This window comes from Kribbella sp. NPDC056861 (assembly GCF_040687575.1).
In the GTDB taxonomy this organism is placed as follows: domain Bacteria; phylum Actinomycetota; class Actinomycetes; order Propionibacteriales; family Kribbellaceae; genus Kribbella.
This window is the reverse complement of record NZ_JBFBNQ010000007.1, coordinates 476,291-490,184: the sequence shown is the minus strand read 5'-3', so window position 1 is coordinate 490,184 and position 13,894 is coordinate 476,291. Positions and strand designations below refer to the sequence as shown.

14 protein-coding genes and 1 pseudogene are annotated in these 13,894 nt (G+C 65.9%); 10 read left to right on the top strand and 5 right to left on the bottom strand.

Features of this window, described 5'->3' with window-relative positions; all coding sequences use genetic code 11:
- Positions 1-154: 154 nt before the first annotated feature.
- Entirely contained in the window at positions 155-1,072 is a 918-nt protein-coding gene (locus tag AB0P21_RS34025) for an endo-beta-N-acetylglucosaminidase H (RefSeq protein WP_363702187.1), read from the top strand.
- Here AB0P21_RS34025 and AB0P21_RS34020 read toward each other — a convergent pair.
- Positions 1,069-1,191 carry a hypothetical protein gene (locus tag AB0P21_RS34020; RefSeq protein WP_363702185.1) on the bottom strand — a complete coding sequence of 41 codons (123 nt, stop codon included), beginning with the start codon at positions 1,189-1,191 and terminating at the stop codon, positions 1,069-1,071. The two genes, AB0P21_RS34025 and AB0P21_RS34020, sit on opposite strands and share 4 nt — an antisense overlap.
- Positions 1,192-1,294: 103 nt before the next feature.
- Positions 1,295-1,432 (bottom strand): annotated as a pseudogene (locus AB0P21_RS34015) (histidine phosphatase family protein); the annotation flags it as partial.
- A gap of 90 nt (positions 1,433-1,522) precedes the next feature.
- Here AB0P21_RS34015 and AB0P21_RS34010 point away from each other — a divergent pair.
- The 6 genes from AB0P21_RS34010 to AB0P21_RS33985 all read left to right on the top strand — a co-directional run bounded on the left by AB0P21_RS34010 (position 1,523) and on the right by AB0P21_RS33985 (position 7,878).
- Complete coding sequence (locus tag AB0P21_RS34010) at positions 1,523-3,382, top strand: acyl-CoA dehydrogenase (protein WP_363702183.1); 1,860 nt, start codon at positions 1,523-1,525, stop codon at positions 3,380-3,382.
- Positions 3,383-3,574: 192 nt separating this feature from the next.
- The gene (locus AB0P21_RS34005; protein WP_363702181.1) at positions 3,575-4,795 is read left to right on the top strand and encodes a hypothetical protein; all 1,221 of its coding nucleotides are present in this window, start codon (positions 3,575-3,577) and stop codon (positions 4,793-4,795) included.
- Positions 4,792-5,451, top strand: coding sequence for a hypothetical protein (locus AB0P21_RS34000; RefSeq protein ID WP_363702179.1), 660 nt, complete (start codon positions 4,792-4,794; stop codon positions 5,449-5,451). The genes AB0P21_RS34005 and AB0P21_RS34000 overlap by 4 nt, the downstream gene beginning before the upstream one ends.
- On the top strand, positions 5,448-6,680 hold the full coding sequence (locus AB0P21_RS33995) for a hypothetical protein (RefSeq protein ID WP_363702177.1): 1,233 nt from the start codon (positions 5,448-5,450) through the stop codon (positions 6,678-6,680). Before AB0P21_RS34000 ends, AB0P21_RS33995 begins: the two co-directional genes overlap by 4 nt.
- A 108-nt stretch (positions 6,681-6,788) precedes the next feature.
- Complete coding sequence (locus AB0P21_RS33990) at positions 6,789-7,559, top strand: DUF4097 family beta strand repeat-containing protein (RefSeq protein ID WP_363702175.1); 771 nt, start codon at positions 6,789-6,791, stop codon at positions 7,557-7,559.
- Positions 7,560-7,629: 70 nt separating this feature from the next.
- A complete protein-coding gene (locus AB0P21_RS33985) occupies positions 7,630-7,878 on the top strand; it encodes a DUF6458 family protein (protein ID WP_020389121.1) in 249 nt (82 codons plus the stop codon).
- Positions 7,879-7,886: 8 nt separating this feature from the next.
- On the opposite strand, the gene AB0P21_RS33980 is transcribed toward AB0P21_RS33985, so the two are convergent.
- Genes AB0P21_RS33980 through AB0P21_RS33970 form a run of 3 tightly spaced genes read right to left on the bottom strand, consistent with a single transcriptional unit; the run spans position 7,887 to position 11,152 of the window.
- Positions 7,887-9,668 (bottom strand): NHL domain-containing thioredoxin family protein, encoded by a 1,782-nt coding sequence (locus tag AB0P21_RS33980; protein ID WP_363702173.1) that lies wholly within the window; start codon positions 9,666-9,668, stop codon positions 7,887-7,889.
- 57 nt (positions 9,669-9,725) lie between these two features.
- The gene (locus AB0P21_RS33975) at positions 9,726-10,385 is read right to left on the bottom strand and encodes a YdcF family protein (protein ID WP_363702171.1); all 660 of its coding nucleotides are present in this window, start codon (positions 10,383-10,385) and stop codon (positions 9,726-9,728) included.
- Entirely contained in the window at positions 10,382-11,152 is a 771-nt protein-coding gene (locus AB0P21_RS33970) for a GntR family transcriptional regulator (RefSeq protein WP_363702169.1), read from the bottom strand. The genes AB0P21_RS33975 and AB0P21_RS33970 overlap by 4 nt, the downstream gene beginning before the upstream one ends.
- A 170-nt stretch (positions 11,153-11,322) precedes the next feature.
- Here AB0P21_RS33970 and AB0P21_RS33965 point away from each other — a divergent pair, with 170 nt between their 5' ends.
- The 3 genes from AB0P21_RS33965 to AB0P21_RS33955 all read left to right on the top strand — a co-directional run bounded on the left by AB0P21_RS33965 (position 11,323) and on the right by AB0P21_RS33955 (position 13,733).
- Positions 11,323-11,445, top strand: coding sequence for a hypothetical protein (locus AB0P21_RS33965; protein ID WP_363702167.1), 123 nt, complete (start codon positions 11,323-11,325; stop codon positions 11,443-11,445).
- Between the two features lie 88 nt (positions 11,446-11,533).
- A complete protein-coding gene (locus AB0P21_RS33960; protein WP_363702165.1) occupies positions 11,534-13,030 on the top strand; it encodes a hypothetical protein in 1,497 nt (498 codons plus the stop codon).
- Between the two features lie 4 nt (positions 13,031-13,034).
- Positions 13,035-13,733, top strand: a complete 699-nt coding sequence (locus AB0P21_RS33955; RefSeq protein ID WP_363702163.1) for a class I SAM-dependent methyltransferase — start codon at positions 13,035-13,037, stop codon at positions 13,731-13,733.
- Positions 13,734-13,894: the final 161 nt, after the last annotated feature.

The following is a 13,894-nucleotide window of genomic DNA, read 5'->3' as shown; positions in this document are numbered from 1 at the left end:
ATCTTGGTCTATGAGTTCCATCCAGGGCGAGTAGCTGTCTCAAACGGCCCGCCTCGTCACCGTCCGCGCCAATCTCTTGACGCAGCGTCCACCGCGGTCGAGAATCATCCGCTATACCGGTTTAGTTGACCGCCCCCGACCCCGGAGTTGATCGATGAGCCCAGCACCCATCAGCAGACGAACCCTCCTGTCCGGCCTGGCCGCGACCGGCGCCGTGGTGGCGACCGGCGCCGCGCTGCCCGCCGAGGCCGCCGTGGGCCGGCAGTGCCGCGCGGCCAAGACCGGCCCGATCACGGTCGCCTACATCGAGGTGAACGACCACAGCATGCTGAGCGCCGGCAAGTACACGCTGGCGCAGGGCGGCGCGCAGGTGATCGACGTCGCGGTGATCTTCGCCGCGAACATCAACTACGACGGCACCAGGGCCTATCTGCACTTCAACGAGAACGTCCAGAGCGTGCTCGACAACGTGGCCACCCAGGTCCGGCCGCTGCAGCAGAAGGGGATCAAGGTCCTGCTGTCGATCCTCGGCAACCACGAGGGCGCCGGCTTCGCGAACTTCCCGAGCCAGGCCGCAGCCGACGCGTTCGCGCAGCAGCTGGCCGACGCGGTCACGCGGTACGGGTTGGACGGGATCGACTTCGACGACGAGTACGCGGAGTACGGCAAGAACGGCACCGGCCAGCCGAACGACAGCTCGTTCTTCTACCTGGTCTCCGCGCTGCGCCAGAAGTTGCCGACCAAGCTCATCACCCTCTACGACATCGGCCCGTCGGCGGCTCGGCTGAGCTACAACGGCCAGAGCATCGCCAACACCTTCGACTACGCCTGGAACCCGTACTACGGAACGTGGAGCGTCCCGCGCGGCCCGAGCGCCAAGTCCAAGCTCTCGCCGTCCGCCACGTCCTACACGGCCACCAGCTCCGCCACCGCCGCGAGTTTCGCGCAGCGCACGGTGAGCGAGGGCTACGGCGTCTTCCTCACCTACAACCTCACCGAGGCGAACACCGCCACCTACATGTCCGCCTTCACCCAGAAGCTCTACAACAGCGCGACCGTCTACACCCCCTAGACCTGGTAGACCCACCCCGGCTGCCAGTCGAACGGGGCATCCACCAGGTCCTCCAGCGCAACCTCGGCCAGCAGGTGCTGCAACGCCCACCTGTTGGCCGAGTGCGCGACCACCAGCACCGTGCGCCCGTCGTACAGGCGTTTGATGTCGCCGAGAAACGAGCCCGGCCAGCTCGACCGTCCGTACTGCGCGCCGCAGGTCTGAGCTGAACACCGCGTCGACGTCTCGCCGCCGCTCCCCCAGCAAGGCCGCCTGCCGCTGCCCTTCGGCTGACAACTCGCCCGGCAGCCAGCCCGTCGCCACCCCTCGCTCGTTGTCGACCGTGGTGGCGTGCGTCTCGTAGATCAGCGTCGTCGGCATGGCAGTCAGTCAATCTGCTTTGCGTTCGTTACTGGCCGGTATATACTCAAGTTACTCGTGAGTACAGTCGGATAGAGGTAGGGGAACCCTGTGAGCCACTACAAGTCGAATCTTCGGGACATCGAGTTCAATCTGCTCGAGGTACTGGGCCGCGGCGAGGTGCTCGGACAGGGCCCGTACGCCGACATGGACGTCGACACCGCGCGGGAGGTGCTGAGCGAGATCGACCGGCTGGCGAAGAACGAGATCGCCGCGTCGTTCGAGGACTCCGACCGCAACCCACCGGTCTTCGACCCGGCCACCCACGAGGTGACGATGCCGGAGTCGTTCAAGAAGAGCTACCACGCCTATATCGACGCCGAGTGGTTCAAGCTCGAGCTGCCGCCGGAGCTCGGTGGCCAGCCGACCCCGCCCTCGCTGCGCTGGGCCGCCGCCGAGATGGTGCTGGGCGCCAACCCGGCCGTGCACATCTACGCCGCTGGACCGAACTTCGCGCACGTGTTGTGGCGCAACGGCACCGACCGCGACAAGCTGATCGCCAAGCACATGATCGACCGTGGCTGGGGCGCGACGATGGTGCTGACCGAGCCGGACGCCGGCTCCGACGTCGGCGCCGGCCGGACCAAGGCCACCCTGCAGGACGACGGCTCCTGGCACATCGAGGGCGTCAAGCGCTTCATCACCTCGGGCGAGCACGACATGACCGAGAACATCGTGCACCTGGTGCTGGCCCGCCCGCAGGGCATCGACGGCGTCGGCGGCCCGGGCACCAAGGGGCTCAGCCTGTTCATCGTGCCGAAGTTCGACTTCGACCTGGAGACCGGCGAGCTGACCGGCGAGCGCAACGGCGCCTACGTGACCGGCGTCGAGAAGAAGATGGGCATCAAGGTCTCCACCACCTGCGAGCTGACCTTCGGCGAGACCACCCCCGCCAAGGGCTACCTGCTCGGCGAGGTGCACAACGGCATCGCGCAGATGTTCCAGGTGATCGAGTACGCCCGGATGATGGTCGGCACCAAGGCCATCGCCACCCTGTCGAGCGGCTACCTGAACGCGCTGGAGTACGCCAAGGCGCGGGTCCAGGGCGCCGACCTGACCAACCCGGCCAAGGACGCTCCCCGGGTGACGATCACCCACCACCCCGACGTACGGCGCTCGCTGCTCACCCAGAAGTCGTACTCCGAGGCGCTGCGCGCGCTGGTGCTGTTCACCGCGACGTACCAGGACCGGGCCGAGCAGGCGCGGTACGCGGGCGGGCACGACGTCGAGGCGGAGGCGGTCAACGACCTGCTGCTGCCGCTGGTGAAGGGCTACGGCTCGGAGAAGTCCTGGACGCTGCTGGGCACCGAGTCGCTGCAGACCTTCGGCGGCTCGGGCTTTCTGCAGGACTTCCCGATCGAGCAGTACGTCCGGGATGCCAAAATCGACACCCTGTACGAGGGCACCACCGCGATCCAGGGCCAGGACCTGTTCTTCCGCAAGATCATCAAGGACCAGGGCAAGGCGCTCGGCCACCTGTCCGAGCAGATCCAGGCGTTCGTCGCCTCCGAGGCCGGCAACGGCCGGCTGAAGGAAGAGCGCGGGCTGCTCGCCCGCGGTCTCGAGGACACCCAGAAGATCCTCGGCGTGATGGGTCAGGCGCTGATGTCGAGCAACCCGCAGGCCGAGAACGGTGACCCGCGCAACGTCTACAAGGTCGCCCTGAACACCTCGCGGCTGCTCTTCGTGCTCGGCGACGTGGTCTGCTCCTGGCTGATGCTGCGGCAGGCCGAGGTCGCGCTGGAGAAGCTGGGCGGCGAACTGTCGGCGGCCGACCAGGACTTCTACACCGGCAAGCTGGCCGCCGCACAGTGGTTCGTCCGCTCGACCATGCCGACCGTCCGGGCCGAGCGGATCAAGGCCGAGCTGACCGACCTCGACGTGATGGACCTGCCCGAATCCGCCTTCTGATCTGCCCCAAGCTGCCCCGCGATCTGCCCTGTTGCGGGGTGATTGGTCTACGGAAGAGTTCTTCTTGCGGTACCGCGACCCTGGCCTGGTCTCCCCTGTCCGAGTCAGGGTCGCGGCTAAAACCGGAACCGATTCGGTCAGGATCACGTCTGTGCTGACGTGGACCATTCGGGGCGTCGTAGGCTGAGCGCGATGTCCGCATCCCTCCGCCGCCTGGCCGTGCTGATCGCAGTACTGGCTTTCTTGCCGTTGGCACCTGCCCAGGCCGCTCCCCCCGAGCTCCCTGACCAGATCGCCGCTGCCTGGGCCAAGGACCCGCTGTACGTCGATCCGGCGATGCTGCCGGCCTTCCCGCAGAGCGAGCTGGACCGGATCAAGGCGGCCTCGAGTGCCGCCGGGTTCCCGGTGTTCATCGCGCTGCTGCCGCGGACGCCGTACCTGCGCCAGGAGAACCTGGATCTCCCGACGTTGCTGCAGGCCCGCATCGGCAAGCCCGGTCTGTACCTGGTCTGGACGGTCTGGGACGAGTACTGGAGCGGCACGGACGAGTTCGTCCGGCCCGGCGGGCTGAAGGGCCGCTCGCTGGTCAGCGTCCAGCTGGACGACACGCTCGACAACAAGATCGTCAAGGACCGGCCGGCCCCGAGAATCGTCCGCACCATCCAGCAGGCCGGTACGGCGTACGACGGCCGCCCGCTGCCCGAGATCGCGGCGAGCGATCTCGAGGTGGAGACGCCGCGGCGGACCGGACTGTCGACCACCGACAAGGAAGACCGGTCGGTGTTCGTCGGGATGGGCATCGGCGCCCTGCTCGGCTTCGTCCTCGTCCTCACCCTGGTACTGCGGCGCCGGAACCGGCCCGCCCCGGTCAAGCGCGGCCAGGTCACCCCGGTCAGCTCCATCCGGACCCAGGCGGACCGCTGGATCCCGAAGGCCGGCCGGGCCCTCCGCGCGCTGGAGAAGCAGAAGAACCCCACCACCCTGCAGCTCGACCTGCGCGACGACGCGAATGCGCGGCTGGAAGCGGCCAGGACGCTGCGAGCGAGCGACAACGACGACACGCTCGCGCTGGCCGGCGCCTTCGTGCTCGCCCGGCAGGCCTTCCAGGTGGCCAGCAGCAACGACCTGCTGCCGCCCTGTTTCTTCGACCCGACCCACCCGTCCGGCACCGTCCGGGCTGCCTGGTCGGACGACACCGAAGTACCGGCCTGCCGGACCTGCGCCAAGACCGTTGCGGGCGGCAAGACTCCGCGGGGCCTGCTGGTCCGCAAGAAGTCGGGGCTGCTCGGCCGCGAAATGGTGGCCTACTGGACCCTCGATCCCGAGGACAGCCCGATGGTCGCGACCGGCTTCGGCGCGCTGTCGGACGACCTGGCCGAGCGGGTCACCCGGGTCTACGGAGGTGTCCGGTGAAGCGCCTCGCGTTGTTGCTGGCCGCGGTGGCCCTGCTCGTCTCGCTGCCGTCGACTGCCTCCGCTCGGATTCCGACCGACCCACGAGTCACCGCCGCCGTCGCCGCCTGGAAGACCACGCCGGTGTACGTCGATCCGCAGTACGCGGCGGAGGTCGGTGACCAGGTCGCGCCGCTGATCGAGCGGATCCGGAAGTCGGAGCTGGCTGTCTTCATCGCGGTGATCCCCAGTGGCACCTGGTTTCAGGAGAAGGGTGACACCGAACTGCTGGCCGGCTGGCTCGCGAATGCCAACGGCAAGCCGGGGATCTACCTGGTGATGGACGGCGACATCACGTACGGCGCCGAACACCTGGTCCGCGCCTACGGCCCGTCGCGCACGTACTCGTCGGCCAGGGACGCGACGATGACTGATCAGCTGTCGGAGTATCTGGACGCAGTTCGGGTGCGCGACCGGTACGAGCCCAAGGCGGCCCGGACCGAACCGCTGCCGCCCCGGGAGGAGCGGTCGTACGAGCCGGAGCCGTTCACCACCGGTGGCGCGATCAAGAACGGCTTGGGTGGGCTCATGCTCGGCCTGATGGGCGGCGCACTGCTCGCCGGATGTGTACTCGGACTGGCGGCACTGGTCGCCCGACGTGGTGGAGGACGGCTGTGAAGGCCAGATATGCGCTGACTCTCGTGCTGGCGCTGGTGCTGTCGATCGCGGCGGTGCCGGCCGGGGCCCAGCCGGTCCAGACTCCGGTCGAGCGGGCTCGCGAGATCGCCACCGCGCTGGCGAAGGATCCGCTGTACATCGACCCGGCGTACGCCAACGGCTTGCCCCAGAGCCTGCGGACTCCGGTCAAGGAGAAGGCGGCGGCGCTCGGCTTTCCGGTCTACACGATCATCCTGCCGCTTCTGCCGAGCGACGCGTTCCAGGGCAAGGAGCGCAACGTCCTCACCCTGGTGATGGACGCGATGCGCAAGCCCGGCCTGTACGTCGTGATCGACGGCGGCGGGCGCTTCCCGTGGTACGAGGCCAAGGACATCCCGCAGCTCGACGAGAAGAAGCTCAGCCCGGCTCGGGAACATGCGCTGGACGACACGGGGTACGACGCCGGACCGGCTGAGGTCGCGGCTCGCTTCTACGAACTGCTGGCCGGGCCGCTGCTGCCTGTGCCGGCCCGTACTACGGAAGCCGGCAGGTCGCCGTCTCGCAGCGACGACAGTGGTGAGTCCTCCGACGGGGTGAACGCGCTGGGGATCGTCCTCGCGGTGCTCGCGCTGCTGGTGGTCCTCGGCCTGGTGATCGGCCTGCGGCGCCGTACGCCGGGTAACCGCAAGGCGTTCACCATCCCGCCGCATGTGGCGGCGACGGTGGCTGCCGAGCGCAGACGGCGCCTGACGAAAGAGACGACGGCCGAGCTGACTCAGCTCGGGTCCGACCTGGCGGCGCTGCCGACCGTGGCCGGCGAGGGGCTGCGACACCAGCAGTTCGCGCTCGACGCACACGATGCGGCGGGGCGCGTGCTGGATGCTTCGCGGGACCTGGTCGACGTGGTCGGCGCGATGGTGCTGCTCGATCGGGGGCGGCAGGAGTACGACATCGCGCAGGCTCTCGCGGCGGGGCGGAAGGCTTCCGCAGTACAGCCGCTTTGTGCCTTCAATCCCTTGCACGGAAGGGCTTCTGGCCAGCTCACTCGGGTTGAGGCGGACGGCAACACGCTGGAGCTGCCGTTGTGCTCGGACTGCCGGAACGCGTTGAAGCACAAGAGCGCGCCGGCCTCCCTGCCGGGCGACGACGGACCTTACTGGCACGGCGACGACCTGTGGGCGCGGACGTTCTTCGGCACCATCACGGACGACCTGCCGGCCGCGGTCAGCCGGGGTGAGTACCGGTCCTGACCCTGAGGCGGCCGTCAGGGCGTTTCTGAGGGTTCTGCCTGATCCGGCGGAGCGTCGTACGGACCTACTGTCGTGCCATCAGGCGGGGACGAGCAGAGGTGGATGGCGATGGCTACGGTCAAGCAGGTAGGGGCGCTGCTGTTGGTGGCGGGGGCCGGGATGGCGATCTGGACCATCGGGGACAAGGACTCGAACACCGGCCACGAGGTGACCAGCAAGATCTCGGAGGTCCGGCTGGAGTCGCCTGATGCCGACGTGACGATCCGGGTGGCCGACGTGGACAAGACGACGGTCGAGCAGAAGCGCGCGTACTGGATGTTCAAGCGGGGTGACGCGTTCAAGGTCGACGGGGAGACGCTGAAGCTCAACCACGACTGCGGCTGGCACTGCCGGGCCGACTTCGTCGTCACGGTGCCGCGCGGGACTAAGGTGAACGGCGACAACGGCAGCGGCGACCTGACCATCAGCGGCGCGAGCGGGGTGGACGCGTCCTCCCGGTCGGGGGACGTCAAGCTGACCGACGTCACCGGCGACGTGAAACTCGACCTGACGTCGGGGGACGTCGAGATCGACCGGCTGACCGGCAAGCTCGAGGTCCAGGCGAACTCCGGGGACATCGAGGCCAGGCGGCTCAAGGGCGGCTCGGTGAACGTCGAGACCACCTCGGGTGATCTGGAGTTGCAGCTGGACGAGGCTGCCGACGTACGGGCCAAGGGGACCAGCGGCGATGTCGAGGTGACCGCGCCGGCCGGTGGGTACAAGGTGCAGACCAGGACGCACAGCGGTGAGGTCGAGAACGGCCTCGGCAACGACCCGGACGGCGGCCACACCATCGACGCCGACACGGTCAGCGGCGACGTGACCCTGGCCGCCCGCTGACGCTTCGTATGTTTACTGTCGGGTACCTCGTACGCTGAATGTGTCCTGTTGACTGCGAGGAGGGCTCGACATGAGCATCGGTGTGGGGATCTTCCTGATGGTGGTGGGCGCGATCCTGGCGTTTGCCGTGCGTGACTCCTGGGATGCCGTCGACCTGACCGCGGTCGGCTACATCTTCATGCTGGCCGGTCTGGCCGGCATCGTGCTCTCCTTCTACATCACGAACCGGCGCCGCCGCGTCCCCAACGACGCGCTCGACCCGGCGGTCGAAGAGGAGTACCGGGTCGTCGAGGAGCACCACCGCGACATCAAGGAGTAGTAGCGCGGTCAGCTGGTCGTCGCTCCCGACAGCACCAGCTCGAGCCGGTTGGCGCCGTCCGCGCTGACCAGCACAGGCACGCCCCAGTCCTGCCGATGCATGTGACAGGCGGGGAACTCGATTTCAGCAGAGTCGTCACAGGAAGCAGCCTGTACCGCGACGTGCAGCACCCCGTCGCCCACCCGCTCGTCGATCACCAGCCGCCGGGTCAGATCGGTCGAGTCCCCTGCGCCTTCCTTGAGCAGCGCCTCCGGAGTCGATGAGACGAGCAGCCGGGTGGACGGTCCGTAGCGATCGTCCAGCTTCTGCCCCGGCGGCGGCGTGAACACCACGTCCAGCGTGACCTCACCGCCCGCGATCTCCATCGGCGGCCGCTGCGTCCGGGTGCTGAACTCGTCAGCCTTCGCACTCGCCCCCAGCGGAACCCTGGTCAGCCGATGCGCGGCCGACTCGACCACCAGCAACTCGTTGCCCGCGACAACCGCCCCACTCGGCTCGGCAAGACCAGTCGCCATCGTCTCGACCAGCCCGGAGACCGGGTCGTACCGGCGTACGGCGCCGTTGTAGGTGTCGGAGATCGCGATCGACCCGTCCGGCAACACGGTCACTCCCAACGGGTGCTGCAGCAACGCCTCCTCGGCCTTGCCGTCCCGCAACCCGAAGTCGAACAACCCGGTCCCGACCGCGGTGTGCGCCGCTTCGTCCTCGATCCACCGCAACGCCGAGATCTCCGAGTCAGCCAGCCACAGCTTCTCGCCATCCGCCGCAAGCCCAGAGGTCTGCGCAAACCAGGCCTGCCCGAGCTCGCCGTCCCTCAGCCCCTCATTGGTGGTCCCCGCCGCAACCTCGGTGACCTGGGTGAACGGATCGAAGGTCCACAGCTGATGCACGCCGGCCATCGCAATCCACACCTTGCCCTGCCACCACGCAACATCCCAGGGCGAACTCAGCACTCCCGTGCCGTCCCCGTCCATCCACTGCTTCCCGGTCCCCACCAACGTGCTGACCTCATTGGTCGCCAGGTTGATCCCCCGCAGCGCGTGATTGACCGTGTCAGCCACCACCACGTCGTACCCAACCTCTTGCGCGACCTCCCGCGGCAACACGGTCAGCCCGTTCGGCTCAGAGAATCTCGCCGCTTGCCCGTCGACGAACCCACGCTCCTTGCTACCGAACCTCCTGACCACGGTCGTCGCATCCGCCGCCAACTCAACAACGCTGTGATTCCCGGCATCCGCTACCAAGAACCCGTCGCCCAAGGCAACAACCTTCGCCGGAAACCGCAACTCCGTAGCCTCAGGCTCCGGCGCCACATACGGCGACTTCCCCCGCGTAAGAGTCCCCGCCACCTCGTGCTCAGCAATCAACTCCGCCAGTTGAGCATCCAACGCATGCTCATGCCCTTCCCCGGAGTACTGCGCCACGATGTACCCATTGGGATCCACCAACACCAACGTCGGCCAGGCCCGAGCCGTGTAGTTCTGCCAAGTCACTAACTCCGGATCATCCAACACCGGATGCCCCACCTCATACCGCTCCACCGCAGCCCTGACCGCAGCCTCCTCCCCCTCATGCGCAAACTTCGGCGAATGCACCCCCACAATCACCAACGCATCCCCGTACTTCTCCTCCAGCGGCCGCAGCTCATCCAACACATGCAGACAGTTAATGCAGCAAAACGTCCAGAAATCCAAAATCAAAAATCGTCCCCTGAAGTCAGCGAGCCTCAGCTCCCGACCCCCGGTGTTCAACCATCCCCGACCCTTGAGCTCCGGCGCGCGTACATGCATACCCCCATTGTCCGCCGTCACGCCAGTACGTCACACAAGCCCTCCCTCACCGAGGACTCAGGCAACCAGCCGCTCCGTGTACCCCGCCTCCACCAGACTCCGGTACGCAGCCAGGACTTCGGCCGGCATCGGCTGCGAGATGGCGAATCCGCGGACCGCGAACACCTCGATGCGCTGAGTGTCACCGACGAGCATGTTGAGCACCCGATCCACATCACCGATGGCAGCGACGTACTCATCAAGCGGCATGGGCAGCGACGCACAGGTCGGTTCCACCTCAGGCCACAGCTTTCGGCACGTAGCGAAGGCACGGCGCTGCTGGTAGGGCCGCGAAATCAAGGTGACAGCCGATGGGAAAACCCGACGCTCCGCCAGTGCTGCCCGCGCCAACACGATGTTCTCACCGGTATTTGTTGCCTCGGACTCAACGATGATGTCCATCTCGGGCACTCCCAGGGCGACCGCGTGCTCGGCGTAGTGGACCGCTTCCCCTCGCGGAAACCGCTTAACAGTCGTCGGCGCATTGGCGCCAGTGAACAGAATCCGGGGAAATACCCCACGGTGGTACAGCTCCGCCGCACACGTGGCAACACCAAGATCGTGGCTCCCAAGCCCGATACCCACCTCGGTCTGCCGCAACTCATGACGCATGTCGTGGTAGTCCCAGAGAACCTGAGCATCAGCACGGTGCTCGTCCGGGATGCGTTGGCCGCTCACTCAGGAATCCGGAACGTGTAGGTCCAGGAGAACCGGCTGGCCACATGGACACCTCTGGCAAACTCAACCACTCGCCCGGTTCGAGTCATGGTCGTTCGATGAAGAATCATTACTGGTTCCCCGGACGGCAGATCCAGTCTTTCGATCTCGTCCGGGGTGGGCATCCGGGAGTGAAACGTCTCGGTCATAGTGTCGGGCTCAAGCCCTTGCATAGTGAGTACCGCGAAGCCGCCGCCCCGTCCGGCAGGCCCTGGCGTCGGATCCACCAGCGGCGTTCCTTCCACATCGACCGGGAGGTAGTAGCTGGTCAACGTATGGGTGGGCTTACCGGTCGAGTCCCGCACGAGCCTGGCTCGCTCACAGACCCCGGCGCCGATCTCGATCCCGAACGCCTCGGCCACCTCCACATCAGCTTCCACGAAGGCAACCGTCTGCGTCTGGTCCGTCAGCTTCCAGTCCTGCCCAGATGCTTCACGGTCGGCGACGAAGGCGACGACGTTGCCGAACTTCCATTTGCTCTTCGCGTACCGCTCCGCGCCGAGCCGCCGCAGGGGCGGCCGTTCGCGGACGACAGTTCCGCGACGCCGTATCGGTGTCACCAATCCCTCGGCAGCAAGCAATGCGATGGCATGACGAACAGTCTTCACATTGACGCTGTGCCGTTCAGCCAGCTCCTCCTGCTTGGGCAACGTTGAGTCCGGCGCATAGTCGCCCCGCATGATCGCCTCTCGCAGCGTTGCTGCGAGAGCCCTGTAACCGCCGTTCATCGCCCTCCTCGCTTGTTCACGTAACCGTAGCCGTGACTGCAGACTCCATCCCTCTGAACCAAATAGAGGTATCCCTATTGACATCACTGTTGACGCTTGTCTTAATAGAACCACCTGTAACTCATTGTGATCATCTCGCTACCAGCGGGCCGAGCTATCTGGAGGACACCATGTTGATCGATCTGGAAGACCTGTTCGAAGGTGATGCCATCACCGGCATCCCACCGTTGGCCGACGAGTACGGGCGTAAGGCGCCCGGTGTGTACGACGCGAACGGGGATCTCTGCTACTGATCCAACTGCGCTCCGGGGGTGGTGGCTACGACAAGAAGTCGCCACCCCCTTCTGAATCCAGCGTGACTGATCGCGAGGAGCGGGAGAGATGCTGACTCTGGCGGTCGATCTGGACCAACTCGACAGTGCGTGGCGTCAAGAGCGAGGCGGACTGCGTGGACCTGCAGGCCATCTGACGCCGCTGCAGCACCCGATGGTGTCGGCAAAGATCGACCTCACAGGCGACGGTTGGCAGATCTTCGTGCATGAGAACCACGACGGCGCAGAATCACTGCTGATCGAGGGTGACGCCTCAAGCATCCGCATCAATGCAGGTTCCGGCGGTGTGTGCCCGCTGTACCTGGTGATGGACGGCTCGATGCTTCGAGGAAGCTGGAATCCGACGGACCTTCTCCAGTCGGTATCACCGGATCAGTTGGTTGACCGGGCTGTAGCCAGGTTGCTGACCAGAAGACAACGATATTCGGCCGACACGATCTACGACGGTCTTCACAGGCTTACCGAGCGATCGGTGACGATCATTGACGGCAGCGGCATCTCAGTCAGATATCCCGAGTCAGCCGAACATGTTCTCAGAGCGCGCGAGCTCCGGCGACGTAGTGACCCGGTCGAGGCATTCAATCGTCTGCTGACAGCACGCCTTGCAGAACTGTCCAGAACCACAGATCTTCGGCGGGCTTTGGAGATCTCGGGCGGGCTGGACTCCGCAGTCGTCGCCACCGCATTCACTCATGCCGGCGCGGACGGTGTCGCCTCGGTTGGTCTGGCGATCGATGGGTCCATCGGTGAGCAGCAAGCGTCCCGGCGGGAGGCGATCATCCATCGCCTCCACTTGCGGGACTACACCGTCCCGGCCCGTGCGCACCTCCCGTTCGAGCCGAGTGGACCAAGGTCGACCGATCGTCTGCACTATGCCGATGGCGACGTGTATGCCGAGGCGTTCGATCACTTGAGAGGCTGGTTGCGCGACGCCGGCACCCAGGTCCTCCTCACTGGATTCGGGGGCGACGAACTGATGGCATTGCGCGGCTCCGAGCAACCCGGCATGCACGTCACCCCACCACCAGAATTGCCATGCTGGCTTGGTGAACGAGCGCTGCGAGCCGTCGCTGACCTGGAGGCCAACACAGCCCCGGCATCGCCCGTCGCGATACCGACATTGATGGTGTTCGCGGCCAGGAATCCGGCCTACATCGCGCACGGGCTCTGGCCCGTGGCGCCACTCGCCGATTCGGCATTGCTGCGACTGTGCGAGTCGTTGCCCGTGGCATGGAGATCGAGAAAGACGCTCCTTCGTCACTATCTACGCCGGGCCGGATTCGGGTCACATGTCACCGATCCAAGAACGGTGGAATCGTTCCAATCCACTATGGAACTGGCAATTCGACGCCACGGTACAACCATCCTTGAACAGATGCTGGATGACTCGATTCTGGTCGACCAGGGCTTCCTCGACCGCAGATGCCTCCAGCTGATTCACACCGCGTTGGCGCGTGATGGCGTCGTACCGCCTCTGCTGTACGACACAATTGCCGTCGAGCGTTCGTTGCAGAGCCACAGGCACGTGACAGGAAGGGACGGGTGACTCAATGAATCTGGCGGCCCGGTTGGCGCATGCGAATCTCATGTATCGCCGGCCCGACCTCTATGACCATCTCGCCGATGGCGGCGATCTGATCGCTGTCGTCGAGCAGTTGACCATCGGCGCTGGTTTGGGGTCTGTGCTCGATCTGGGATGCGGAACCGGTCGGCATCTCGCCGCGCTCCAAGACGCCTACGGTTGTGATGGGTCAGGAGTGGATATTCAGCCTGACCTCATCGAGTACGGGCAGGCCGTTCATCCCGGTCTGGACCTCAGGGTCGGCGATATGAGGTCTGCTCGACTTGGTCGGCAGTTCGATCTGGTTCTCTGCCTCGGGAATTCCCTTGCGTACCAACTCACCGATGAAGACCTTTGCGCCGCGGTCGAAACTCTCGGAGTCCACGCTGCGCCCGGCGGCTTCCTGCTGATTGCCACCATGCTCCGGCCACCGTTGGGCACCGGGAGCATTGAGCTGACCAACGACCTGGTGACCGCCGAGGTTGAGGTCGAATCATCCTGGAACCTCATCAACCGCATCGCGACCACCAGGCGAGTGTGGCGCCATCGTGACGGCAGCCAGGACGAAGACATCATGCTGCGCCGGGTCACTCCGATCGGCGAACTGACTGAAGTCATCACTGGCGCAGGCTTCGCCGACGTCACAACCATCGGTGGGAGCAACACCTATGTGGTGGCTCGCAGGTAGTCGGACCGACTTCCACGGCTACTACCTGCTGGAGGCAGCAAGCGCACCCGAGCCAGGCAGCATCCCACTCAATCTTTCTCTGCAGTTGTCTTTGTTCTTGTCTATAGGTCTCCCTAGCGCGCGGCACCACCCGAACCCCGGGCCACCTGGCGCACTATCTC